Here is a 24,983-nt window from a genome sequence, read left to right as displayed (position 1 = left end):
TAATGTCTACAACAACTGGCTACGAGTACAAACCTAAAAGCAACGCTGGGCGTATCGCGAATTTTGTTGATACGCGTGTTGGCATGTCTGGGGTTGTTAAAGAATTTGGCCGAAAAATCTTTCCAGATCACTGGTCCTTTATGTTCGGTGAGGTGGCTCTATACAGCTTTGTAGTGCTCCTTATTTCAGGAACTTTTTTAACATTCTGGTTTAACCCATCAACCGCTGCAGTTACCTATGACGGTTCATATGTACCCATGAAGGGTACAGAAATGTCTGTTGCGTTTGCGTCTACTTTAGATATCTCTTTTGATATTCGCGGAGGCCTGTTGATCCGTCAGATTCACCACTGGGCGGCTCTCATGTTTATGTTGGCCATCTGTATCCACATGCTTCGTGTCTTCTTTACAGGGGCTTTCCGTCGTCCACGTGAGCTGAATTGGGTTGTAGGTTGCGTCCTCTTTGTCACGGGTATTATGGCGGGCTTTACTGGGTATTCCCTCCCCGATGATGTGCTCTCTGGTAACGGTTTGCGAATTGTCGATGGCATTATGGTCGCAGTTCCGCTTGTAGGTACATACCTCTCGCTTTTCTTCTTCGGAGGCGAGTTCCCAGGTGAACACATTATTAGCCGCCTATACAGCCTGCATATTATGATCATTCCGGCAGTTCTGTTGTTGTGCGTTGGACTACATATGTTCATGGTTGTCCTGCATAAACACACCCAATATCCAGGGCCAGGTCGTACCAACAATAACGTTGTTGGTTTTCCTGTAGGTCCGGTTTATGCTGCAAAAGCAGGCGGTTTCTTCTTCATAGTTTTCGGTATCATCGCTTTCTTAGCTTCCACCTTCACTATTAACGCAATATGGAACTATGGTCCCTACGATCCATCTCCAGTTCAAGCAGGTACTCAGCCTGACTGGTACGTAGGCTTTGGTGACGGTGCATTACGTCTATGGCCTGGTGTTTGGCCATGGTCATGGGAATGGCAAATCGGTGGAACATGGGTTCTGAATGTCCTACTGCCTTTTGCACTCGCAGGCGTCTTGATGGGATTCTTATTCACGTGGCCTTGGATCGAACGTTGGGTCACCAAAGATAATCGGGTTCATAATATTCTTGATCGCCCGCGTAACGCTCCATTCCGTACAGGCGCCGGTGTTGCCGGTATCATCTACTACTCAGTTTTGATGATCGCGGCATCTTCTGATTTGATCGCAACACATTTCCACGTCTCGCTAAATGATGTAGCTTATGTATTGCGTGCGCTCTTCTTCCTTGGACCCATCCTTGGTTTCGAGATTACCCGAAGGATTTGCCTCTCCTTGCAGCGTAAAGATCGTGAGCTAGTGCTTCATGGCATCGAAACTGGTCAAGTGGTGCAACTCCCCCATGGTGAGTTTATTGAGGTGCACAGGCCTCTTGACGAGTATCGTCGGTACAAGCTAGTTAGTTTCGATTCACCAGATGTAATACCTGCACGCCCCAATGCTAAGGGGAAGGTTACAATGCTTGAGAAAGCACGAGGCACCTTATCGAAGTTGTTCTTTACTGATCGTGTTCTTCCTGTAACTCCTACTGAGCTAGAAGAAGCTCATCATGAACATAATGAAGCTCAAAGGGTTGAGGGAGCTTCCTTTGATAGCCCCGAGATTAAGGGCTAAAGTTACAACTTCATAAGTTTACTTGAGGGTTGGTGCCACAAAACTGTGGGACCAACCCTCAACGTTTGTACCGCATGTATCTCTTCCAGCAATGTTGCTGTTGACCCAATATCATATCCATCTTCTAAGGCCAGGAGTCCAGACTTTCTCATGAAAAATTCTCATAAGCAGCATGCCCTATTCCTGAAACTAAGAATCTTTGCTTACTTATCAGCGATCGCTATATACCTGATGCCATAATGGAATAACTTCATATGTGCTAAGCGCACCCCGTCCCTGAAATTTACACAAACTATCATGCCGCTGGTCTTAGAGGCAGGAAGGAGCCTAGCGGATTAACAGATAAAAGTAGCAATAACCTAGGTTTGAGGTTGAGACTCTAGAATTCTTGCAGAGAGAGCACTTCTGCGAGCATAAAATTGCCGTCTTTTCTTTCGAGCCGAGCGTACTGATAAGCGAGCGAAACTGCCTCTGCAAAAACTATTATCGTGCGATAGGCACCTCGCTGCTTCGATGATCCTCAGATAAACTGCCAATACAGACAATTAATCCAACTAGCTTTTTCTTACCTCCCTTTTTAGTACATATCTGGGGCAGATAGAACTTTATTCGAGAATCTCTGGAATATAGAAAAGGTGGGGTTACATCATCCGTATAGATGATGTAACCCCACCTTTTACTGTATATGATTAGTGTGCGTGATCACCGCGGTTGTATTCATATACCCACCCGATAACGGCGACTGCTACGATAGGCAACGCAAGAATTAGTACCCACCAAGCAATCGCTGCCCCAAGAACAACAATCATGCACGTTAAACCGATCATGAACGGCCACCAAGACCATGGTGAGTAGAACCCATACTCACCAGCACTCTCAGCGATTTCACCCGTGTAGTTATCCATGGGTTGGCTTCCTAGCTTCTTTTCAGTAAACATGAGGAAGAAAGCCAAGAAGAAGCACATGAGCGCCGTCACGAGGAGCGCGGGAAACCCGGCCCACTCATCAAAATTGGTCATAAACCCATAAATAATTCCAACAGGAGTAAAGAATATACCAAGGTACAGGAAGACCTTCCCGAGAACTTTCACGGTTTACTCTCCCTTCTGTGCTGCAAGAGCTGCAGCGGCAACATCATGATTCGTTGAAAGCTCGGGATGATGTAGGTCTAGAGCCGGGCGTTCGGAACGGATACGAGGCAATGCAGTAAAGTTGTGGCGGGGCGGAGGACAAGAAGTCGCCCATTCGAGAGATCCGCCGAATCCCCAGGGATCGTCTACCTCGACTTTCGGAGCATACCGAGCAGTAATGTAAACATTCCAGAACCAGGGAATCATTGAAACGGCAAGAATCATGGATCCAACAGTTGAGAACTGGTTCATCCAGGTGAAACCGTCTTCGGGCAGATAGTCAGCGTATCGACGAGGCATACCATCAACGCCAACCCAGTGCTGAATCAAGAAGGTCGCGTGGAACCCGAAGAATACCAGCCAGAAGTGAATCTTACCGATCCGTTCGTTGAGCATCTTGCCAGTGAATTTTGGCCACCAGAAGTAGAATGCACCAAACATACCAAAAACAATGGTTCCAAAAATCACGTAGTGGAAGTGTGCAACCACGAAGTAAGTATCCGAGATATGGAAGTCTAGAGGCGGAGTAGCCAGGATAATACCCGTCAGACCTCCAAAGAGGAAGGTTACTAAGAATCCATAGATCCACAATAATGGAGTTTCAAACGTAATGGACCCCTGCCACATAGTCCCAATCCAGTTGAAAAACTTCACGCCGGTTGGAACACCAATCATCATGGTCATGAACGAGAAGAACGGAAGCATAATCGCTCCAGTTACGTACATATGGTGCGCCCACACAGTTACAGACAGGCCCGCAATAGCAATGGTCGCTGTAACAAGACCTTTGTAACCAAAAATGGGTTTACGTGAGAATACAGGGATAATCTCCGAAGTCACACCAAAGAAAGGTAGCGCAAGCACATACACCTCAGGGTGCCCGAAGAACCAGAACAAGTGCTGCCAGAGCACCGCTCCCCCATTTTCTGGATCAAAAATATGTCCTCCGAATCGGCGATCCATACCTAGAGCAAACAAAGCGGATGCCAGAGGCGGGAAGATCATAATAATCAAGATTGAAGTAATCAGAGTTGTCCACGTAAACACAGACATACGCCACATAGTCATGCCAGGGGCGCGCATTGCCACAATTGTAGTAATGAAGTTAACCGCACCCATAATTGTGCCGAACCCCTGCAACGCAAGACCAAAGACCCATAAATCACCACCGACAGACGGGCTGTAAGTAGTGCTATTTAGTGGGACGTATGCAAACCAGCCGAAAGAGGCTGCACCTTGTGGGGTAATAAAACCTGCAATCGCTACTAGCGACCCAAAAAGGAAGAACCAAAAAGCCAATGCGTTTAAGCGAGGGAATGCCACATCGGGAGCACCAATTTGGAGCGGGATAAGCACGTTCGCCAAACCGGTGAACAAAGGGGTGCCGAACATGAGAAGCATAAGGGTACCGTGCATCGTAAAGAGCTGGTTAAATTGCTCCTTCGTCTGTAGGATCTGCATACCGGGCTCAAAAAGCTCAATACGCATCAGCAGAGCCATAGTTCCGCCCATGCAGAAGAAGATGAAGGCAGAGATCAGGTACATGTACCCAATGGTCTTGTGGTCCGTGGAAGTAATCCAATTGACAAAGATGCGTCCCTTGGACTTAGGAACCACGCGCGGCGCAACAGCCGTTGCACTCTCAGTTGAATATTCGAGGGTAGTCACGTCTATTTCACCCCTTTATTGGTTAGCGGGACGCGGAGTCGCGTTCTGGTTGGGATTACGGTTGTATTCGTCCCCAGCGATACCCTGATTCTCGGGATTTTGCTTAAGGGAATTGATGTAGTTGTCGTAGTCTTCCTGTGAGACCACCTTGACATTAAACAACATCTCAGAGTGGTACTCACCGCAAAGTTCAGCGCATTTACCCTTATAATCACCAATTTCTTTGGTAGTGATATGAATATGGTTCGTCATACCAGGGATCGTATCCCGTTTCTCTAGGAAAGCCGGAACCCAGAACGAATGGATCACATCACGCGATTTGAGGACTACGTCAACATTTGAGTTAACGGGCAGATAAAGCGTTGGAAGTTCTGCTTCTTTACCTGGTGAACCATCAAGGTGAGCTTGTACACCAGTTACATGCACGTTTTCATCTGTGTAGTTGAAATCCCAGGCCCATTGTTTGCCATACACTTCAACAGTGACCTGTCGATCGGCACCAGTTTTAGGACCAGTTACTTGACGCTCGACTCGGTCTGAAAACGTAAACATACTGACGATCAAGACGACTGGAACGAAAGTATAAAAAATTTCCAGAGGCAGGTGATAGCTGAGCTGACGAGGATAGCCACTTTCGTTCTTACGCCTACGGTAGGCAATGATGCACCATAGCATCAAGCCCCAAGTAATAAGACCGACAACAAGAGCTGCACTCCAAGTGCCTACCCAGAGATGCATGAGGTTCTCGGCATTATCAGTAGCCGGATGCCCAGCTTTTGTAGGTAACCAGCCTACAGCTGCCTTATCCATTGAACAACCAGTCATCAGCAGCGTCGCTGTAGTCCCGAGGCCAACAAGACTTGCACGCTTACGACGACTGCCGGTTCGATATTGCGAACTCACAGACGGCCCTTCCTGTTCTTGCAGTGTGTGCTAGTGCTCAGGTCTACAGGTAAACCTGAGGCAATTATAAAAAACTTATCCCTTAGAGCTTACCGCGAATTCTGCTCTTACGGTGACACTCTGTCACTGAAATTGTAAGTTTCCTGGAAAATTACTGAATTTTAACGTAACAGAACCCCTAAAGTTGGTTTTTTAGGGGTTCTGTTATATCAATGCTCCTAATGGAAAGAGTCGCCACAGGCACATGATCCTGCCGCGTTCGGATTATCAATTGAGAATCCTTGTTTCTCAATCGTGTCTTCAAAATCAATCGTTGAGCCATCTAGATAAGGGGCACTCATTTTATCTACGATAACCTGCACACCGTCATAATCACGCACTGCGTCACCATCAAGTACTCGCTCATCGAAGTAGAGCTGATAGATTAGCCCGGAACAGCCACCGGGCTGTACAGCAATCCGGAGGCGCAAATCGGTACGTCCTTCTTGTTCGAGCAAAGTACGTACCTTATTCTGAGCAACTTCAGTAAGGTTAACCCCGTGTGTTGGTAGCTCAGTTACAGTCTCAGTCATGTTTATCCTTTCCTGACAATATCCCCCTTCGTAAAGTCAGATTACGCTGTCCTACTTCTTCACGACAACAGCGGACTCACAAGTTCACTAAGGGCATCAAGGTCTCTTACGTCCAGAATACCAACTTTGTAGAATTCTGTACTTAGTGTGTGAGGTATATTCCTTGAGTTGCTTTCCTTTCCTAATCTACTTACTCCTGCTGAGAGCACTCAATATCAGTGCCTCCGCTAAAATTCCTCGTTTAAAATCAGGTACATACAGCGATTCGTTGGCGCTATGTGCCCGGGTGTCTGGGTCTTCAACACCAGTTACTAGAATCTGGGCGTCGGGGAAGTTCTCCTTCAAATCCGCTATAAAAGGTATTGAGCCTCCTATGCCTGTCTGCACAGGAGATATACCCCAAGCTTGAGCCATTGCTGACAAGGTGATTTGAGCTCCATCCTGCTCAACATCTGTGGCAAAGGGTAACCCTGAGTCGACAGGAGTATAGCTAACTTGCGCGTTATAAGGTGCATGCTTCTTTATATGGTCTGCCAGAACTTTGTGCGCATTTTCGGGAGAATCACCAGGAGCCAGCCGGACACTAATACGAGCTCGCGAAGTAACAGCAAGGGTATTTGAAGAATGGGCAATTGACGGAATATCCATACCTATAACGGAAAGTGCAGGTTGCTGCCAGAGCCGAGATGTAATTGATCCATATCCTGCTAGAGGCATCTGGTCTAAGATTCCAGCATCTGCGCGGAATTCATGTTCAGGATATTCGACCTTAGGGTCTTCACCACGGTACAGGCCTTCTACAACAACTGCACCTTCGTCATCATGAAAAGTACCCAGCAGACGGGCTAATACCGTATGTGCGTCTAGAAAAGGGCCTCCAAAGATACCAGAGTGTACTGCGTGATTACCAGTTCGAACTTCAATATCCCCGCTAGCTACGCCACGTAATGAGGTAGTTAATGCCGGAACTCCAGCTCGCCAGTTGGCAGAATCTGCTACCACAATATAATCAGCGGTTAGGTCCCTCTGGTAGGCAGCTAAGAATTCGCGGAAAGAGGGTGACCCTACTTCTTCTTCCCCTTCGATAAAGATCTTTACGCCAACGTTGAAATCATGGCCTAATACTTCCGATACTAAACGGAAAGCAGCCATATGGGTGATAACCCCTGCTTTATCGTCTGCAGCACCGCGGCCATAGAGGCGAGCGCCTTTCTGAACTGCGGTAAACGGGTCAGTTTCCCACTGCGTGTTATCGCCAGGAGGCTGTACATCATGGTGAGCGTATAACAGGATTGTGGGATACCCTGAAACAGCTGGTTTAGTGGCAATTACCGCTGGCATACCTTGATGTGTCTCCCCCGTTTCATCGTGGTACGACGCAGAAAGGATTTTTACCTCTTGAAAACCTGACCGTTTCGCAAGCTCGTACACAGCTTCAGCGCTTCGTTGGACCTGGGCTAGATCAAAAGCTTCCCACGCGATGGATGGGATAGAGACTAGATCCTTCAGCTCAGTAAGATATTCATCAAAATGGGCTTCAAGCGCCTCTGTGAGCGCATCATGTTCTGGGAATTTATGAGGAAAATTGGCCATGCGTCTAACAATACGCTTTATACAGGGGTGGCGCATACTTTTTTATTTTTTGGTCTTGGTATTCGGCGTAGGAAATTATTTTTGGTTATTCTAGTAGGGTGTTTGGTCGTAAAAAAGGTAAGGCTCCGCAGGAGGCTGCTGTCGAGCCTGAAGAAGAGAAACAGCATGAGGTTCCTGAGAACTCTAAGTTCACGCCGAAGAAAGGGCGTCCTACACCGTCTCGTAAAGAGCAAGTTGCGGCGCGAAGGAGGCCTATAGTCGGTGCTGATCGTGGCGCGGCGAAGACTGCTGATCGTGAGGCTGCTGCTGAGCTTAGGGCACGGCAGCGGGAGGCTATGCGTACTGGCGATGAGAAGTATCTACCGATAGTGGATAAGGGGCCTCAGCGGCGGTACATTCGCGACTATATTGATGCTCGCCGGAATTTGGGCGATATAATGCTTATTTTGCTCATTGTTTTTCTTGTTGCGTCGTGGGTCGTGAGCGGTTTTGGCGTAGCTGCTGCTCCTGTCTACTACGGGACTATGTATGGCATGTATGCTCTGATGCTGTTGTGGGTTATTGATTACTGGTTAATGTGGCGCAAGCTTAAACAGATGGTTATTGCTAAGTTTGGCGAGGTACAGCGTGGTAGTGGTATGTATGCGTTCAACCGTGTGATGATGATTCGTCGGATGCGGCGACCTTATCCTCTTGTTAAGTATGGGGAGTATCCAAAGTAAATACTGTGTCTTTAATGATTTCTGGGGTGGGAAACCGTGTTTGGTTTCTCACCCTTTTTGTGAGGTTTATTTTTGGTGCGAGCGACGGATTTTGTAGAGTCCTCGGTTGATGTGGGCGGCCCATAAGGGGCCTTCGTAGAGGAAGGCGGTATATCCTTGGACAAGGTCTGCGCCTGCGTCTAGTCGTTCTTGTACGTCTTGGGCGTTGGTTACTCCTCCAACAGAGATGAGGGCTAGTTTGTTGCCTATTTCTTTCTTGAGGAGGTGTAGGACTTCGAGTGATCGGGTTTTAAGTGGTTCTCCTGAGAGTCCTCCTGCGCCTATAGCGTTAATTTTTTCTTTGGTGGTGTGAAGTCCTAAGCCTTCGCGTGCGATTGTGGTGTTGGTTGCGATGATCCCGTCAAGCTTTAGTTCTTGGGCTAGGCGAGCGACAGCTGTTATGTCTTCGTCTACAAGGTCTGGAGCGATTTTAACGGTGAGAGGCACGTGGCGGTGGGGTGAGACTCGGTTTGCTTCTTCTCGTACGGCTTGTAGGAGTGGGCGGAGTGTTGCGATGGATTGCAGTGTACGTAGTCCTGGGGTGTTGGGGGAGCTTACGTTGACGACGAGGTAGTCTGCTTGTGGGGCTAGGGTACGTGTTGATATTAGGTAGTCTTCTATGGCGTTTTCTAGTTCTACAATCTTTGTTTTTCCTATGTTGACGCCGATGATGGGGCGTTTCTCGGGACGGTATTCGGTTTCTAGATCGGCACGTGCTGATGCGACTCGGGGTCCTGCGGCTGCGGCACCGTCGTTGTTGAATCCCATACGATTAATGACTGCTTTATCTTCGATGAGGCGGAATAAACGTGGTTGTGGGTTACCAGGTTGTGCCTGTCCGGTGATGGTGCCGATTTCGATGTGTCCGAATCCTAGTCCTGCAAGGGCTGCGATACCTTTCCCACCTTTGTCGAAGCCTGCGGCTAGTCCGAAGGGTGAAGGGAAGGTGAGTCCCATGGCTGTGGTGCGGAGGCCGGGATTGGGTTGAAGGTAGCTTTTGAGGATGCGAGTAATACCTAGGTTTTTGAGGGTTTGTATTCCCCAGAAACCAATGTGGTGTGCTTTTTCGGGATCCATGCCTGCGAAGAAGATTTTGAAGAAGGTTGGGTATAGTCGCATTATTTGCTCCTTGTGGTGTGGTGTTAGTTTTTGGGGTTAGGAATTTTGTCGGTGGCGCCTCCGTATCGGCGGTCGCGGCTGGCGTATTCTTCGACGGCTTCGTAGAGGGTTAGGCGGTCTACATCTGGCCAGAGTACGTTCATGAAGACGAATTCGGCGTAGGCGCTTTGCCAGAGGAGGAAGTTGGATATTCGTTGTTCGCCTGATGATCGGAGGAAGAGGTCGACGTCTGGTAGGTCTGGTTCATCGAGGTATTTTTGGAAGGTTTTTTCTGTGATAGATGAGGGTTTGAGGATGCCTGCTTGTACGTCTTGTGCAATGGTTGCGGCTGCGTCTGCGATTTCTGCGCGTCCTCCATAGTTAACGCACATAGTGAGGGTGCAGGTGGTGTTATTGATGGTTTCGCGTTCGCATTGTTCGAGTTGTGAGATAACGTTTTTCCAGAGTTTGGGGCGGCGCCCTGCCCAGCGGATGCGTACTCCCCAGGATTTGAGGGTTTCGAGTTGTCGGTTAAGGACTTCGGTGGAGAACCGCATGATGAAGGATACTTCGCTGGGTGAGCGTTTCCAGTTTTCTGTGGAGAAGGCATAGGCACTGATATAGGGTATGCCCATTTCTATGGCTCCTGCAACGATATCGAGGAGGGCTGCTTCGCCTGCTCGGTGTCCTTCATTGCGTGGGAGTCCGCGTTCATTGGCCCAGCGTCCGTTGCCGTCCATGACAACAGCAACGTGTTGAGGAATGAATTTTTTGGGTATGGGTGGTGGAGTTGTTCCGGAGGGGTGTGCCGGTGGTTTTTGTGGCATGGGATTCTTTCCGGGTTGATGGTGTGTTAATACAGTATTTTACCGTGTTTGATGGTGTTTTTTAGGTTTCTAGTTCGAGGTAGGTGAGGGTCTTGAGGGGGGTTTCGAGGTAGTTTTGGGTGGTGTGTAGGGTGAGGTTGAGTATTTTGCGTGCAGTGAGAGGTGAGACTTTATCTATAGTGTCCCAGTTCCCTTTATAGAGAGCTTGTATGTAGTTGTATTCGGTGGGTGTTATGGGTGTTGTGGGGGTGTCATTTTGGTGGGCGCAAGTTTTGCAGAGGGTTCCTGTTATGCCACGTGTGCCTGCTGGGTGGTACCCAGTGGTGATGGGTTGATTGCAGTGTGTGCAGGTGGCAGTGAAGATGAGCCAGCCTGCGAGTTTCATGGCACGTAAGATATAGCTTGTGAGGATGCGCTGTGGTGTGTGTTTGTTATGAGCTAGTGTGGCGATTGCTCCGTGAGTGAGGTGGTAGTGTGGGTTGGTGTCGTGGGGGGTACTGTTGGTGTTAAGTGTTTCTGCGACCTCAGCGATGGTGTTTGCGGCAGTGTAGGCGTTGTAGTTACCCATGAGGGTCGCTGTATAGGCATGTATGGTTGCGGCTTGGGATATGGTGTGGAGGTTTGTTTTGCCTCGGGTGAAGGACAGGTCGGTGTGCATGTAGGGTTCTAGCCGAGCACCGAATTTTGAGTTTGGTTTGCGGATTGATTTGGCAACGGCGTGGATGACTCCGTTGTTTTGGGTGAGCATGATAATGATGCGGTCTGCTTCGCCTAGGTTTTGGGCGCGGAGGACGAGGGCGTGGTCTCGGAGGTGTTTTGGGGTGCTCATGGTTTTATGTTTGTGGTGTGTGAAGAGAAACCCCGCATTCTGGCGGGTGGCTAGGATGCGGGGCCTGAGGGTTTGGTTGTGTGGTTAGTTTTTTTCGTATTCGATATCGTCGTCTTCGTCGTCGGTGTCGGTGAGGAATTCGTCGAAGTTTTCGTCGTCATCTCCGTAGACGCTAAGAGGTGTTACTTCGTTATGTACTTCGAAGAGGGCATTTTCGTAGGCTTCAAAAGCGTTTGCAATTTCGACATAGGCTTCGTCGATTACGGGGTCGTGTTCGCGGGTGCGGTGGGTGACGGCGTCAAGGTGTGTTTCGAGGGCGTCGAGTAGACGAGTGAGTTCGGTGCGGGGGTCAGTGCTCATGTGTCTAGTCTACTATCTTTTATGGCTATTGTGGTTGGAGAGTGTCATATTGTGAAGGTATGACAAACGCGTACCCAGTGTGTTTGGGCACGCGTTTAGAAGGGTGTTTTAGGAATGTTCTTTAGAATCCTAGGGTTTCCAGGGATGCGCGGATTGCTTCTGCGGAGGCGCGTAGCTTATTGTGTTCTTCGTCGTTCATGGGAACGCTGAGGACTCGCTGTACGCCTTCGTAGTTTACGACGGAGGGTAGGGACAGTGCTACGTCTTTGAAGCCGTAGAGTTCGCCTGCTGCAATGGTGGAGATTGGCAGTACGGCGTTCTGATCTCGGAGGAAGCCTTCTGCAATTCGTGCCGAGGAAACACCGATGGCGTAGTTGGTGGATCCTTTACCTTCAATGACTTTGTATGCTGCACGCATGGCTTCGTGCGCTAGTTCTGCACGTACTTCTTCAGTAAATACTTTGGTGCCGTTGTATTCCCAGTCAATGAGGGGTACCATGCCGATGTTAGCTGCCGACCAGACAGGGAACTCCGAGTCCCCGTGTTCGCCAATGATATTTGCGTGAACGCTCTTGATGGAGACTCCGGCTTTGCTGGCGACGAGCCAGCGCAGTCGAGAAGAATCGAGTACGGTACCGGAGGATAGTACTCGGTGTGAGGGTAGCCCGGTGATCTTCTGGGCGACAACAGTGAGTACGTCGCAGGGGTTGGTAACCAGCATGTAAATTGCGTTGGGTGACATTTCCATGAGGTTTGGCAGTAATTTTTCGAGGATGCGTACGTTTGCTCCTGCGAGTTCGAGGCGGGGCTGCCCGGGCTCTTGGCGGGCACCTGCGGTAATGATGATCATGTCGCAGTCACGCAGGATTTCGAGGTCGTCTCCGCCGGTGAGCTGCGCTTCATGGGCGAACATAGAACCGTGGGCGATATCGAGGGCTTCAGCGTGTGCTCGTTTGCCGTCAATGTCGTAAAGGACGATTTCATTTGCAGAGCCACGTAGGGTTGCTGCGTATGCGGTTGCAGATCCGACACCGCCTGCGCCGATGATGCCGAGTTTAGTGGTAGATTTTACGTTGTTCATTGGGTCGCCGCCCTGTCTTGGGGTTGTTGATTTGTCTGATATGTGGGCAGAAGCACGGAGTGTCTTCTGAAGTTCCCATTATCTATTATGCCTTGTTCTTTGGGGTTTATGTTGGTTTAGTTGCTCTTTTCACGATTTTTTATGTGAGTTTTTACTAGAAGACCATATTTTTCTCCCAAGAAGCCATATAAGGGCTTTACGACTTTTTGGTTAATATCACATAATTTAACCCTTATTTCTGGGGGGGGGGCAAGGAACCTCCCAAGCCCAAACATATCTAGAGGAACTCACAGCTAGAATACTATTGCGAAGAGTAGTTTTCGTACATTGTCTGGTAGTGGGCTACAAGTTTGGTAATTTTGGTGGGTTTATACGATATTTGGGCTGAAACTACGCGTTTATGTCATATAAAGTATTTTTTCTATGTTTCCTAGTAAACATTGGCATGGAAGAGTAGTGTTATAGATGTAGGCTATCGAGCCTGCGCTTAACTAACCTAGTGCTGTAACAGGTCGGTTTGCGTGATAACAACAGAGTATTCAGCATTAGGCGCATCATATAGAGCCTCAAAGGTAAAGGAGTCTATCCCATGAAGGCAGCTCGTTTTTACGACCGTAATGACATTCGCATTGAGGACATACCCACCCCCGAAGTACAACCCGGTGAAGTGTTGGTCAAAGTAGCATGGTGTGGTATCTGTGGCACTGATTTGCACGAGTATCTTGATGGACCTATTTTCTGCCCTAAACATGGGCATCCGCATCCAATCTCAGGAGAAGATTCTCCTGTAACCCTTGGTCACGAATTCTCAGGCATCGTAGAAGCTTTAGGCGAAGGCATTTCCGATCTTGAAGTCGGAGATCATGTTGTGGTTGAGCCATACATTATTGCAGACTCTGTAGATGTCGGCCCAAATTCGAAGACCTATCATCTTTCTAAGAACATGAACTTTATTGGTCTTGCTGGCCGTGGAGGCGGACTATCAGAGAAGGTATCTGTAAAACGCCGTTGGGTTCACAAGATCTCTAAAGACCTTCCGTTAGATGAAGCTGCACTGATTGAGCCTTTGAGCGTCGGTTATCATGCAGTTGAGCGCGCCGGAGAAATCAAAGACGGTGACTTTGCGCTAGTGACTGGTGCTGGTCCCATTGGCCTGCTTACCTCCGCCGTGCTTAAAGCTAAGGGGGCGAAGGTCATTATCTCTGAGCTGTCCTCGCTACGCCGTCAGAAAGCATTGGATTCTGGAGTTGCAGACTATGCCTTCTCCCCTGCTGAGGTTGACGTCCTAGCAGAAATTCATAAGCTGACCGATGATAAGGGTGTAGACGTAGCCTTTGAATGCACCTCTGTACAGCCTGCACTAGACCTCATTCTGGATGCACTCAAGCCTACCGGTAAAGCCGTGATCGTATCAATTTGGGGTAAACCAGCATCGTTGGATGTTCAGAAGGTCGTGCTTAAGGAGCTTGATATTCGAGGAACCATTGCATACGTGAACAGCCACCCGGAAACTATCAAGCTTGTAGAGTCAGGCAAGATTAACCTCAAGCCGTTCATTACTGGCAGGATTCCTCTTGAAGACCTCATTGACAAGGGATTTGATACGTTGATTAACCACAACGAGACTGCCGTAAAGATCCTCGTCACTACCGATCCGCAGCTTTTGCCCTAGGTAACTTTCTTGTAGCCTTACAGGCAAGTCGCGAGCGCCTTATATTCTGTCTGTCAGAGTATAGGGCGCTCAATTATTTGCGGAAAAGTGAAATAGAAAAGGGCCTCTGATGTTTATCAGAGACCCTTTATAATGTGCGCGAGGGGGGACTTGAACCCCCACCCTCTAATACGAGGACTAGCACCTCAAGCTAGCGCGTCTGCCTATTCCGCCACCCGCGCAGGTTACCTTTGAGAGGGCTTTGCCTGCTCAAAGCAACAAGTAATACTATACGGTTGGCAAGTACAAGCAGGCAAATCTATATAACGTGTTATCCGTCACTTTTAAACATTTAGTACTCCCCATGTTCCTTTCTAGTAACATACAGTACAGTGTTCGGGTCACGTCCATGAAGTACTGCATGTGAGAGTTTAGAATAGAAACTATGAATAACGAGAACCTCTCACGCGAAGAAGCTGCAGAACGGTCAGCGCTCATTACCGTAGACTCATATCATGTTCACCTTGATTTGACCCATGCCAAGGATGAAAATTTCGAGACATACCCTACAGTTACAACCGTTAAGTTTAAATCCCATAAGCCTGGTGCCCAGACTTTCATTGATTATATTCACCACTCTATCGATTCTGTTAGGCTTAATGGCGCGCAGCTTGACCTCAACAAGGTTGTTGATGGCTCACGCATCATGCTGCCCGAGCTTGCCGAGGAAAACGAACTTACTGTTCACGGGCGTTCATACTATTCACGGTCGGGAGAAGGTCTGCACCGCTATATTGATCCTTCGGATGGGCGTGTATATCTTTACACCCAATATGAGCCCGCCGATTGCCGTCGTGTATTCCCCAACTTTGAGCAACCCGATCTGAAAGCTGTTTTTAATTTCCGAATCACAGCCCCACGAGACTGGGTTGTCAGCTCGAACGGGGTTCTAGAATCTGAGGTGTCCGACCCGACTGACTCAAATATCGTTAAGCGCGTTTTTGCTCCTACCGAGCGAATTTCTACCTACATTACCGCAGTGTTAGCAGGTGAATACTTCACAGTCACCGATACCTATAAACCCCAGAGTATTACTAACAGCGGCGATATTCCTTTAGTGGCGTACTGCCGCCATTCTCTAAAACCCCATTTTGACTACGATAATATCTTCCGAGTCACTAAGAACGGCTTAGATTTCTTCCAGGATCTCTTTGACTATCCCTACCCTTACCCGAAGTACGAACAGGCGTTCGTCCCCGAATATAACATCGGCGCGATGGAGAACCCCGGTCTCGTAACATTCACTGAGGATTTCATTTTTGTCTCTGGTGCTACCGAAGATGATCTTGAAGGTCGCGCAAACACTATCTGCCATGAGATGGCACATATGTGGTTTGGAGATCTTGTCACTATGAAATGGTGGGATGATCTCTGGCTTAAAGAGTCATTTGCTGATTTCATGGGTGCTCTAGGTGCTATCGAAGCTAATGGTTTTAACGATGCTTGGGTAACATTCGCGAATCACCGTAAATCTTGGGCATATCTGCAAGATCAGCTTCCTACGACGCATCCCATTGTCGCGGATATACCTCATTTGGAAGCTGCAGCCCAAAATTTCGATGGCATAACTTACGCCAAGGGTGCCTCCACCTTGAAGCAGCTTGTTTCCTATGTAGGCTTTGATACCTTTATCGAAGCGGCACGCGTCTATTTCAAACGTTTTGCTTGGGGGAACACCTCACTTCAAGACTTCCTTGATGTACTTAATGAGGTTTCAGGTCGCGATATGCAGACCTGGTCTCAAGCGTGGTTACAGACTTCTGGTCTATCTACCCTCGGTACTCGACGTGTCTACCGCGAAGATGGTAAGCTCCAGGATTTGTACCTCACTCAGCAGCTACCCGACACTCAGCCAGCCGGTATCGGTCGCCCGCATGTGGTAAAGCTTGAAACTTTTATCCTTCAAGAAGGAAAACTTGTCTCAACAGGCACTCTCTCCCTTGAATACCCTGCCGATCCTATCGCAGAGTATCGTGTCTCTTTGCCCCAAGAGCATAAGAAGACTGTAGGTGAAGCTGACTTACTTATGCTCAATGCAGAAGACCACACCTACGCAAAAATCATGCTCACCGATGAGGATGGTCTTCAAGCGGCAATTGCAGGAGTATCCACTCTTGAATCATCTCTTTCTCGCGGTCTTATCTGGGGGTCTCTCTGGGAAAGCGTGCGCGATTCCAGACTTCCCGTTGCCACTTTCGTAGACGCGGTAGTACGGAACGTATCCCGTGAGAGCAGTGCATCTCTTTTGGGAAGTATGGTGTCGAACAGCCAAAACGCTATTACTAATTTTGGTGCCCCCAAGTCTCGACAGCCTTTGTATGATGCTCTCTATGAGTCTTTCTCGAAAGCGCTCGCTGCCGCCAAACCTGGCTCCGATACGCAGCTCATATTGCTTCGGGGGCTTATCTCTATTTCTTCCTACTCAACTCAAGGTGAAGATCTCTGCCGCGATATCGCCCGAGGGGCTTTTGAAGATACTGTGGGAGATATTGCCGATGCGACTGGTATCCCCTACGATCAGAATCTTGGGTGGAGTGCTTTGGGTACCCTGGCGGGGCGTAACCTTGTTACTGTTGCTGATTTAGACCGAGCTGCACAGTATAATCCGTCATCAATCTCAAAGAATGGCTACGCATATGCGATAGCGGCTATTCCTGATGCCGACCACAAAGCAGCCGCTTATAAACGCATCATGGAAGATTCTTCATTATCCAACGACGCCTTGACCTCAACAGCAAATGGTTTCTTGCGAGGGGATGTTGGGCTGCGAACTCCTTACTATAAGCCTTTCTTCGATTCGCTCCTATCAATGTGGGACACCCGTTCCATTGGTATGGCCACTCGTATAGTTCGCGGTTTATACCCTCGTTCGCTCTACAATTACGGATCCGCTGAAGGAACCGGGGTTAGCGATAATCCTTCAGTTGCTCTAGCCCAAGAATGGTTACGCAAGAATCCATCAGCCCCCTCCGCACTACGTCGGCTCATTTTGGAGGCACAAGATAATGCGCATCGGAATATGATCGGTCAGCAATTCAATAGTTCTTTATCCGACTAGCACTTTCTAGGCATTACAGCCTGGTACAGTATCTCTTCTTCACGCCGCTGTACTGGGCTGTAGCCTATCTATAGGTTTCATTAACGTGAAGCAAGATTTTGACCACATTCATCAATTCCTTAAACGTCACCCAAAAGTTACTTTACGTGTAGGGTACTAGTTATTCCCAAAAACGTGAGAGAATTAGAACATATTCATCACCACCTAAGGAGTTTGCTTTGGTCGATTATGCTCTCGGCGACCGTGGAACCCTCACAATTGTCACCGACAACTACTATGAGGCTGAGACTCTACAAGTCTTTCAAGAGCTCCATGTCAACCGTGAACAGTCCTGGCAAGGCAAGGCTCGCCTTGTTCCAGAACCTGATAACCCCTACGAGGCAAACAGCATTGCTGTATACGTTGGGGATCATAAAGTGGGACGTTTAAGTCGTGACGATTCTGCAAACTATTGGAACGCGATTACCCGCGTTGTTGCTTCCGGTTTCTCTCCTACAGCACAGCTGCAACTCAATGCTATTGCTCTACGAGCTGATAGCGGACCGCACATTAAAAGTGTAGGAAAACTCTTTCTGTCGTCACCGACCTTGCTGTTTCCTCTCAACCATGCCTCAGCGCGAGCAGCTATTCTTCCTCAAGGTCCTTCAATCAAGGTGCTTGACGAGAGTGGACACGCTGAATATCTTCACAGTATTTTGCCGCCGACAGGTGAAGGACGGGTAATTTTAAGACTTGAAGTACAACAGGTTAAAAACCCAGATGGGCACATGGTCAGTTCGGTAGAAGTTTTCCATGAGGATACCCATGTAGGACGTTTAAGCTCCCAAATATCAGAACAGTTTATTCCTGTCATTGAACATGCTGCGAAACATGACAAACTCACCAATGTCTGGGGCACGATACGTGGTAACAGGCTCGAGCTTTCATTAACTATTCAGGCGGTGCGGTCAGAGAATATCCCAGAACAGTGGTACAAAGATTTACCCAACGATGTACCTGAGCTCCTACCTGAGGCCAAGAAGTATGAGGTTCCTGATGCTTTTGTCCCAGCTGAAGCGGAAAACACTCAAGGGAAGCATATTCTTCCTCAGAAGATTCGCGGATTTATCACCTCTGTTGCAGGAAAAAACGGAGTCAGCGAGGCGATCACGGCACACGAAGTTATCCCAGAGAAAGCAGCTAAACCCGTATCTTTCGATGATCTTCCTGAAGAACACACGCGCTTGCTTACCCTCGTCAAAATTATAGGTATAACCCTTCTTATAGTTGGCTTGGCAATTGCAATTTGGCGTGTTCTTCTTGGAGTCCTCATAGCAATTATGGGCGGAGCTCTCTACTCGGTTGCTCTGTATTTTGGTCGTCGGTTACTCAGACTGGCTGCTGAAGAACATGCATCCCAGACTGTTACCGTAACTCCTATACCAGCTAGAACACACGTGCAACATTAATAGCGTTATACGGATAAATTTGGGGTAGTCAGCACAGTATCTGACGTGCTGACTACCCCAAATTTTATCTGCAGGATCTATAGACCCGTATATAGACATACCTAGTCAGACCCATAAGTATTCATAAAATCCTGCATACGATCAGCTTTCAAAGCCTCCGTCAACGAATCAACAGCAGGCTGATTAATAATAATGATTGATTGACCATCATAAGACCAGCCAGGGCCTGCGTTAGGAAGTGTCGTCATATGTAAAGCAGCCGAACCACCATTAATGACAGGTGCCGCAATCCGAAGAATCTCACCAGAGCCTAAACCACTATCAACCTTGACGTAGCCGCTAAAGGCATCCACCATATTCTTAAAATTAGTGATGTTACCCAAAAACCCCTGTTTTTGGATGGTCGTATAGAGTCCACGTAAATATGCACGTTGATTACGTACACGCTGATAATCACCCGATGCAAAGGAATACCGCTCACGCACAAACGCTAAAGCAGTGCTGCCATCCATATGCATGGTACCCGGTGTAAAGTTCCAAACGCCTGTTTGGAAAGCAAAAGGAACTTGAACATCAACGCCACCTAGAGCGTTAGTAAGCCCTTTAAACCCATCAAAGTCTATTTCTGCTACATGGTCAATCTTGACACCAATTAGTTGTTCAATGGTCTCAATTTGTAAGCTAATGCCTCCATAGTTGAGAGCTGCATTCACCTTCGCGTTTCCATACCCGGGGATACTTACCCACGAATCACGCATGATAGAAACTAAATAAACGCCTTCCCCATTTTTAGGAATGTGCATCAGCATAATAGTATCTGCCCGAGCCCCACTAACTGTTGCAGCTTCTTGCCCTGAACGTTGATCGCTACCAAGAAGAAGAATATTAGTTCCTTCGCCTTTTACGACCTGACGCGTCTTACCACCCTCTAAGGAGTCAAGAATTCCGTTACCATTCTTGTCAAGGTCATTAGCAAGAGAATCTGCCGTTTTACCATCGGGACCCACAATATTTGGATCATTATTCGGGTCTCCCAGGTTTTTTCTTAAAGAGTCTAAATCTCCTTGTGAATTCGTAATGGAATCAAATTTTTGAGTCTTGGAGTCCCAGGTATGCCCAATGCTCCACAGGTAAATCCCCACTCCGATGATAAGAGTAAGAATAAGGATAGCAAGAATAATTAGCACCCGTTTAAGAGTCTTTCGACGGGGTTTTTCAGCGAGCGCTTCGCTCATGGGTTTGTTTCCTTCGAGTGATGTGATAACGGCATAACCCGCATAAGAATACCGCTACAAAGTGAGTTACCTTCACATTGTAACGGTAGAAAATAAAAACACACCCCGTATCAGATTTTTAATCTATATTACGGGGTGTGTTCTTTATTGCATTCTACGTTTTACGCTTTCTTACCAAAGTTTGCAAAACGTGCGTTGAAGCGTTCGACGCGACCTGCGGAGTCCATGATACGCTGCTTACCGGTGTAGAACGGATGCGACTCAGAGGAGATCTCGACCTCAACGATGGGGTATTCGTTACCGTCTTCCCACTTCTCGGTTTTATCCGAAGTCATCGTGGAACGAGTCAAGAAAACTTTACCGGATGCAAGGTCACGGAATAGTACCGGACGGTACTCCGGGTGGATATCTGCCTTCATGCTTAATTACCTTCTTCTGTCACTGGATTTTGCCAGTAACCCTAAATAGATGGAGTAGGTTTTACGATGCACGCAGAGCGCACCATAGACCGGCTTAAAATGCACAGCCAACCACCAAGGATACCACCTTTAAAGAGGTAACGCTAGGTTCTTAGAGGGCTTGTTGTTACGAACGCAGCCTCGTTTCCCAAAACGCAACAGCTGACGCAGCTGCCACGTTCAAAGAATCGACGCCGTGGGTCATGGGAATCATAACCGTGTGTTTTGTCTGCGCCAATGTATGCGGTGAGAGTCCGTGTCCTTCTGTTCCTAGGATTAAAGCTAACTTCTTATCCTGGCGTGCTGAAAGTTGCCCCAAGGTAAGAGAGTCCTCATCTAGTGCAAGTGCGGCACTTTCAAATCCGTGCTCGTGTAGAATTTCCAGGTCTTTTGGCCAGCGGGTAATTCTGGCCCAAGGTACTTGAAATACAGTTCCCATAGAAACGCGGATAGAGCGCCTATACAGCGGGTCAGCGCATCGTGGAGTAACTAGCACAGCGTCTACGCCTAGCGCCGCTGCGGAACGAAATATAGCCCCAACATTCGTGTGGTCCACAATATCTTCTAAGATTGCGACGCGGTGAGCCCCGTAAATAATATCTTCTACGGTTTGAGGAGCAGGGCGCGCCATTGCTGCTAAAGCTCCGCGATGCAGATGAAAGCCAGTTATTCGTTCAAGTTCTTCTTCCGATCCCACAAAGGCAGGAATGTTATTATACTTCGTCAGTACGTCAGAAAGATCATCTGCCCATTTCTCGCTCATAAGGAATGAGAGGGGGCGGTGTCCTGCATGTAAAGCACGCCGGACCACTTTTGATGACTCTGCAATATAAATGCCCCAGTCGGGTTCGAGAGCAGAGCGTAATTTCACATCAGTCAGGTGGGTATAGTAACGAAGTGTTTGTTCAGGCGCTTGAGCTAATGGCACCACAGACGATACTGCGTACACTCGTTCTGCCCGTGCTTGCAGTTCTTGGGGTGATAATTGTTTCTTCTTCATAAAGACACTACTGGTCATAAACTTTCTCCCACCATGTACGTATATGGTGGGAGAAAGATAAAGCTTAGCGTTTAAAAGCGCTGTAGCGCCCTGTAGGAGTGGCTGTTAAAGCTAGATCCATCGCATATGTTAATGCGAGATTATTTTCTGTGATGGTCTGAGCAATAGGTCCAGACGCTACCACACGACCATCGCGGAGCATGAGCGCGTGTGTGAATCCTGCAGGAATCTCTTCAAGGTGGTGTGTGATAAGTACTGTAGCTGGTGCGTAAGGATCAACTGCAAGTGTTGTAAGCCTCTCTACTAAGTCCTCACGTCCGGCGATATCCATACCAGCTCCAGGCTCATCAAGTAATAAGAGCTCGGGGTCGGTCATGAGAGCACGTGCAATAAGAGTGCGTTTGCGCTCACCATCAGAAAGTGAACCGAATTGACGCTCTGCCAAAGCATCTACGCCCCAGTCTTGAAGAAGTTCTTGGGCACGGTCATCGTCAAGAGCATCGTACTCCTCTTTCCAACGTCCTGAAACAGCATACGCGGCCGTCATGACAGCATCAGAAACTTTCTCTCGGTCAGGGATCTGTGTGGCGGTTGCTCCCGATGACAGCCCGATACGCGGGCGAAGCTCAAAAACATCCACGGAGCCGAGAGTCTCGTCTAAGATCTCTACTTGTCCGACGGTAGGGTGCAAACGCGCCGCTGCGACCGATAAAAGTGTTGATTTTCCGGCACCATTTGGACCCAAGACAACCCAACGTTCGCCTTCATTGACAATCCAGGAAACGTTATCGAGAATATTGCGACCGCCGCGCATGACGCTCACGTTTTGAAGATTAAGTACAGTGCTCATGGTTATTCTCTTCTACGATATGATCTCTACCTATGTGGGAAGGAGCAAACCCTTTGGGGTCCTGCTTCTTCGCTCTATACGTACTTCTAATCGATGAACCCGCGGGCTCCACCGACCAGCTCAACGTGTCCAGTCTGAACATCTGCGGTAACCATGGCAGCTACCTCATGGGCAAACTCGTTGACAGTGTAGAGCCTACCTGCTGTCTCTCGACGATATTCGAGAGCCCCAGGATGCAGGCGGTTAAGCAAAGTTGCAGTCACAGTTCCTTCAATCATGTCAGCTGATACGACGACAAGTGAAATTCCTTTCTCAGTGAGCGCAGGTATTTCGGTGATGAGCGCATCTTCCCCTGCTCGTTTGGACTCTGCAACCGACTGGTATTCTGCCAGGGTTTCAACTTCGCGGATAAAGTGTGCCTGGTGACTGGTGACGAAGACGATGCGTCCTCCGTTGGGCATTTTTTCGGCTGCAAGTCGTGCAAGGTTAAGCTGTGCATCTCGGTTGAGACGCATTGCGTAGTCTTCACCCATACCAGTTTCCATACCGCCCGATGCATTCAAGATGAGATAATCCAAGGAGCCGTAGGTTTCGATAGCAACATTCACAAGGTTTGTGAGGTCTTCAGACTTAGTTACGTCTGCTTGTATGGCGGTCGCGTGTCCGCCAGCTTCTTCGATAGCTTTGACGACCTTATTGGCTCGAGGGGCTTTGGAGCGATAGTTAACTATGATGTTTGCCCCTTGAGCCGCTAGGATTTGGGCAGTATCTGCACCTACACCTCGTGAAGACCCTGTGATAATAACGGTTTTACCGGCGAGCTGTGACATACATTTTCCTTTGTTGGTTCTGTGCTTTCTGAAAGTAGGACGTTTATAGCATGTGATAGGAAAAACCTAGTGTCCCATACCTAGACCGCCGTCTACAGGGATAACGGCGCCTGAGATGTAATCTGCCTCTGACGAAGCTAACCAGCGAATAACCCGTGCTACCTCAGCAGGGTCGGCAAAACGTCCTGCCGGGATAGTTTTCAGGTAATTCTCTTTGGTTTCCTCAGGCAGGCTATCGGTCATATCGGTGTTAATAAATCCCGGTGCTACAACATTTGCCGTAATATTTCGACCTCCGAGCTCACGGGTGATGGAACGAGCCATACCAACAAGAGCCGCTTTAGACGATGAGTAGTTAACCTGTCCTGGAGAACCATATAGCCCTACAACAGAGGAGACGAGGATAATACGGCCTCGTTTGAGTTTGATCATACCTTTGATCGCACGCTGTGCTACACGAAAAGAGCCAGTGAGGTTGGTATCGATAACATCCATGAAATCCGTTTCCTTCATGCGCATAAGCAGCATGTCACGAGTAATACCTGCATTCGCCACAAGGATTTCTACAGGACCGTATTCCGCTTCAATAGTTTTAAAAGCTTCATTAATGCTGTCTGCGTCTCGGACGTCAGCTTTAACGGCAAAGAACTCTGTGGGCGCTTCCCCGCTACGGTAGGTCACACAAACATTGTGCCCTGATGCTTTAAACTCCTGCGCGATCTTGTAGCCGATACCACGATTACCACCGGTAACAAGAACGGTCTTGGGGGTGTTATCACTCATTATTTTCCCTATAAATTTGGGGTTACTGGTCATACCTATTCTAGCCCGTTATCTATATGATGTGGTGAGCATCTGTTCTTGCAACACTTAACACCATAAGGAATAGAAGGTTTAGACTAATCAGTACAGGTAATTACCACCATGTGAATCGAAGCTAAAACGTCTATCATAGAGAGTTCGTTACTGTAATTCTGAGGGAGGTGTGTCAATGACTGCTGAAAAGCACTGGACAGCCGAAGACCTCGCGGCCCATGGTTACTACTTATCTACAGTTGATGTCGCAGAACGATTTGAAGACTCTTTAGTGACATACGAAATCAGTAATGCTTCTGCTCCGTTATCGGAGCGTGTAGATAAACGTGCTCGAGACTACATCCTCAAAATGGCGATTCGTGTAGTTTGTATTGTAGGCGCTGTATTTACAGATGGTACCCTGCGCTGGATATGCGTCGCAGGTGCAGTACTGTTGCCTTGGGTGGCCGTAGTACTTGCGAATGGTGAGTCAAAACAGGAATCGAGTGGATTTACTGCCTATTTGCCTGAGCATCATCGGCGAGCTTTAGAAACAGGAGCAGCGTCGAATACATCTACTGCAGATAATGAGTCCGACGCCTCTGAGAACTCTCATTGCTACGCACAAGATGCGGATTCTTCATCGCCTTATAATCGGACTGATGTCATAGATATTTCTGAAATATAGTTTCAACAGGTATAAATACCGTTACGCGCAATATAAAGATGGAGGTGTCAGTGGATCTTCTGGGCTCTTTAGCGGGGAGCTCCTCCCCTAGCTTGGATATTTGTTCACGTAAAGGCTGCCACAACGAGGCAACATACCAGATTCTCTGGAATAACCCGAAGGTCCACACTCCTGAGCGCCGCAAGATCTGGTTGGCTTGTCATGAGCACGTTCATTGGCTTGAGAATTATTTACGGGAGAGGGAGCTTTGGAAACAGACCCTACCGTTTCCCCAAAAGTCCTAGCTTCATAAACTCTATTTCAGCCATAGTTAGAGATAGGGACGTAAGCGCCATATCACTGTATTGTCCGAGCGTTCTCCCCTACCATAAGTAATACAGGTACACCACCGTCTCTATATACACATCTATTTTTATAGGCT

23 protein-coding genes and 1 tRNA gene are annotated in these 24,983 nt (G+C 48.2%); 7 read left to right on the top strand and 17 right to left on the bottom strand.

The features are described 5' to 3' along the window. Nucleotides 1-2: 2 nt before the first annotated feature. Nucleotides 3-1,667 (top strand): cytochrome bc1 complex cytochrome b subunit, encoded by a 1,665-nt coding sequence (locus HMPREF2804_RS06855; protein ID WP_070450224.1) that lies wholly within the window; start codon nt 3-5, stop codon nt 1,665-1,667. 689 nt (nt 1,668-2,356) lie between these two features. Here HMPREF2804_RS06855 and HMPREF2804_RS06850 read toward each other — a convergent pair. The 5 genes from HMPREF2804_RS06850 to HMPREF2804_RS06830 all read right to left on the bottom strand — a co-directional run bounded on the left by HMPREF2804_RS06850 (nt 2,357) and on the right by HMPREF2804_RS06830 (nt 7,533). Then, entirely contained in the window at nt 2,357-2,758 is a 402-nt protein-coding gene (locus HMPREF2804_RS06850) for a cytochrome c oxidase subunit 4 (RefSeq protein ID WP_048752174.1), read from the bottom strand. A 3-nt stretch (nt 2,759-2,761) separates the two neighbouring features. Beyond that, nucleotides 2,762-4,465 (bottom strand): aa3-type cytochrome oxidase subunit I, encoded by a 1,704-nt coding sequence (gene ctaD / locus HMPREF2804_RS06845; RefSeq protein WP_048752175.1) that lies wholly within the window; start codon nt 4,463-4,465, stop codon nt 2,762-2,764. Nucleotides 4,466-4,480: 15 nt separating this feature from the next. Further along, a complete protein-coding gene (gene coxB / locus HMPREF2804_RS06840; RefSeq protein ID WP_004004656.1) occupies nt 4,481-5,368 on the bottom strand; it encodes an aa3-type cytochrome oxidase subunit II in 888 nt (295 codons plus the stop codon). A 218-nt stretch (nt 5,369-5,586) separates the two neighbouring features. Beyond that, the gene (locus tag HMPREF2804_RS06835; protein ID WP_004004655.1) at nt 5,587-5,940 is read right to left on the bottom strand and encodes a HesB/IscA family protein; all 354 of its coding nucleotides are present in this window, start codon (nt 5,938-5,940) and stop codon (nt 5,587-5,589) included. A gap of 186 nt (nt 5,941-6,126) precedes the next feature. Further along, complete coding sequence (locus HMPREF2804_RS06830; RefSeq protein ID WP_048752177.1) at nt 6,127-7,533, bottom strand: M20/M25/M40 family metallo-hydrolase; 1,407 nt, start codon at nt 7,531-7,533, stop codon at nt 6,127-6,129. A 98-nt stretch (nt 7,534-7,631) separates the two neighbouring features. On the opposite strand from HMPREF2804_RS06830, the gene HMPREF2804_RS06825 reads away from it, so the two are divergent. Next, on the top strand, nt 7,632-8,255 hold the full coding sequence (locus tag HMPREF2804_RS06825) for a DUF3043 domain-containing protein (protein ID WP_004004653.1): 624 nt from the start codon (nt 7,632-7,634) through the stop codon (nt 8,253-8,255). A 66-nt stretch (nt 8,256-8,321) separates the two neighbouring features. Here the strand turns inward: HMPREF2804_RS06825 and HMPREF2804_RS06820 are convergent, their stop codons facing one another. From HMPREF2804_RS06820 to HMPREF2804_RS06800, 5 genes are all read right to left on the bottom strand, one after another. Next, nucleotides 8,322-9,413, bottom strand: a complete 1,092-nt coding sequence (locus HMPREF2804_RS06820) for a quinone-dependent dihydroorotate dehydrogenase (protein WP_070450221.1) — start codon at nt 9,411-9,413, stop codon at nt 8,322-8,324. A 23-nt stretch (nt 9,414-9,436) separates the two neighbouring features. Then, nucleotides 9,437-10,219, bottom strand: coding sequence for an isoprenyl transferase (locus HMPREF2804_RS06815; RefSeq protein ID WP_048752181.1), 783 nt, complete (start codon nt 10,217-10,219; stop codon nt 9,437-9,439). Between the two features lie 61 nt (nt 10,220-10,280). Then, nucleotides 10,281-11,048: a DNA repair protein RecO gene (gene recO, locus HMPREF2804_RS06810; protein ID WP_070450219.1), complete on the bottom strand. Its 768-nt coding sequence runs from the start codon at nt 11,046-11,048 to the stop codon at nt 10,281-10,283. 84 nt (nt 11,049-11,132) lie between these two features. Continuing rightward, entirely contained in the window at nt 11,133-11,408 is a 276-nt protein-coding gene (locus HMPREF2804_RS06805; RefSeq protein WP_070450216.1) for a hypothetical protein, read from the bottom strand. 121 nt (nt 11,409-11,529) lie between these two features. Further along, nucleotides 11,530-12,489 (bottom strand): L-lactate dehydrogenase, encoded by a 960-nt coding sequence (locus HMPREF2804_RS06800; protein ID WP_070450213.1) that lies wholly within the window; start codon nt 12,487-12,489, stop codon nt 11,530-11,532. 589 nt (nt 12,490-13,078) lie between these two features. Here HMPREF2804_RS06800 and HMPREF2804_RS06795 point away from each other — a divergent pair. Continuing rightward, a complete protein-coding gene (locus HMPREF2804_RS06795; RefSeq protein WP_070450211.1) occupies nt 13,079-14,161 on the top strand; it encodes a 2,3-butanediol dehydrogenase in 1,083 nt (360 codons plus the stop codon). Between the two features lie 135 nt (nt 14,162-14,296). Here the strand turns inward: HMPREF2804_RS06795 and HMPREF2804_RS06790 are convergent. Continuing rightward, nucleotides 14,297-14,382 (bottom strand) — tRNA-Leu (locus tag HMPREF2804_RS06790). Between the two features lie 203 nt (nt 14,383-14,585). Between HMPREF2804_RS06790 and pepN the strand changes: the two genes are divergently transcribed. Together pepN and HMPREF2804_RS06780 are read left to right on the top strand one after the other, a co-directional pair. Continuing rightward, nucleotides 14,586-17,258, top strand: coding sequence for an aminopeptidase N (gene pepN, locus HMPREF2804_RS06785; protein WP_070450208.1), 2,673 nt, complete (start codon nt 14,586-14,588; stop codon nt 17,256-17,258). Between the two features lie 218 nt (nt 17,259-17,476). Beyond that, the gene (locus HMPREF2804_RS06780) at nt 17,477-18,706 is read left to right on the top strand and encodes an HIRAN domain-containing protein (RefSeq protein ID WP_070450205.1); all 1,230 of its coding nucleotides are present in this window, start codon (nt 17,477-17,479) and stop codon (nt 18,704-18,706) included. 101 nt (nt 18,707-18,807) lie between these two features. Here the strand turns inward: HMPREF2804_RS06780 and HMPREF2804_RS06775 are convergent, their stop codons facing one another. From HMPREF2804_RS06775 to HMPREF2804_RS06750, 6 genes are all read right to left on the bottom strand, one after another. Continuing rightward, a complete protein-coding gene (locus tag HMPREF2804_RS06775; protein WP_004004644.1) occupies nt 18,808-19,941 on the bottom strand; it encodes an LCP family protein in 1,134 nt (377 codons plus the stop codon). Between the two features lie 161 nt (nt 19,942-20,102). Continuing rightward, on the bottom strand, nt 20,103-20,360 hold the full coding sequence (locus tag HMPREF2804_RS06770; protein ID WP_004004643.1) for a type B 50S ribosomal protein L31: 258 nt from the start codon (nt 20,358-20,360) through the stop codon (nt 20,103-20,105). A 166-nt stretch (nt 20,361-20,526) separates the two neighbouring features. Beyond that, nucleotides 20,527-21,399, bottom strand: a complete 873-nt coding sequence (locus tag HMPREF2804_RS06765) for a TrmH family RNA methyltransferase (RefSeq protein ID WP_083297374.1) — start codon at nt 21,397-21,399, stop codon at nt 20,527-20,529. A 64-nt stretch (nt 21,400-21,463) separates the two neighbouring features. Continuing rightward, nucleotides 21,464-22,249, bottom strand: coding sequence for an ABC transporter ATP-binding protein (locus tag HMPREF2804_RS06760; RefSeq protein ID WP_070450200.1), 786 nt, complete (start codon nt 22,247-22,249; stop codon nt 21,464-21,466). 86 nt (nt 22,250-22,335) lie between these two features. Beyond that, the gene (locus HMPREF2804_RS06755; RefSeq protein WP_070627802.1) at nt 22,336-23,079 is read right to left on the bottom strand and encodes an SDR family oxidoreductase; all 744 of its coding nucleotides are present in this window, start codon (nt 23,077-23,079) and stop codon (nt 22,336-22,338) included. A 66-nt stretch (nt 23,080-23,145) separates the two neighbouring features. After that, nucleotides 23,146-23,862, bottom strand: coding sequence for a beta-ketoacyl-ACP reductase (locus HMPREF2804_RS06750; protein WP_070627800.1), 717 nt, complete (start codon nt 23,860-23,862; stop codon nt 23,146-23,148). Between the two features lie 208 nt (nt 23,863-24,070). On the opposite strand from HMPREF2804_RS06750, the gene HMPREF2804_RS06745 reads away from it, so the two are divergent. Further along, entirely contained in the window at nt 24,071-24,562 is a 492-nt protein-coding gene (locus HMPREF2804_RS06745; RefSeq protein ID WP_050749203.1) for a DUF3099 domain-containing protein, read from the top strand. Nucleotides 24,563-24,612: 50 nt separating this feature from the next. Continuing rightward, nucleotides 24,613-24,846, top strand: a complete 234-nt coding sequence (locus HMPREF2804_RS11320) for an acetone carboxylase (RefSeq protein WP_080972538.1) — start codon at nt 24,613-24,615, stop codon at nt 24,844-24,846. Nucleotides 24,847-24,983: the final 137 nt, after the last annotated feature.

This window comes from Rothia sp. HMSC065G12 (assembly GCF_001811455.1).
Taxonomy (GTDB): domain Bacteria; phylum Actinomycetota; class Actinomycetes; order Actinomycetales; family Micrococcaceae; genus Rothia; species Rothia dentocariosa.
Note: the sequence above shows the minus strand (reverse complement) of the source record. Positions and strands in the feature narration are given on the sequence as shown.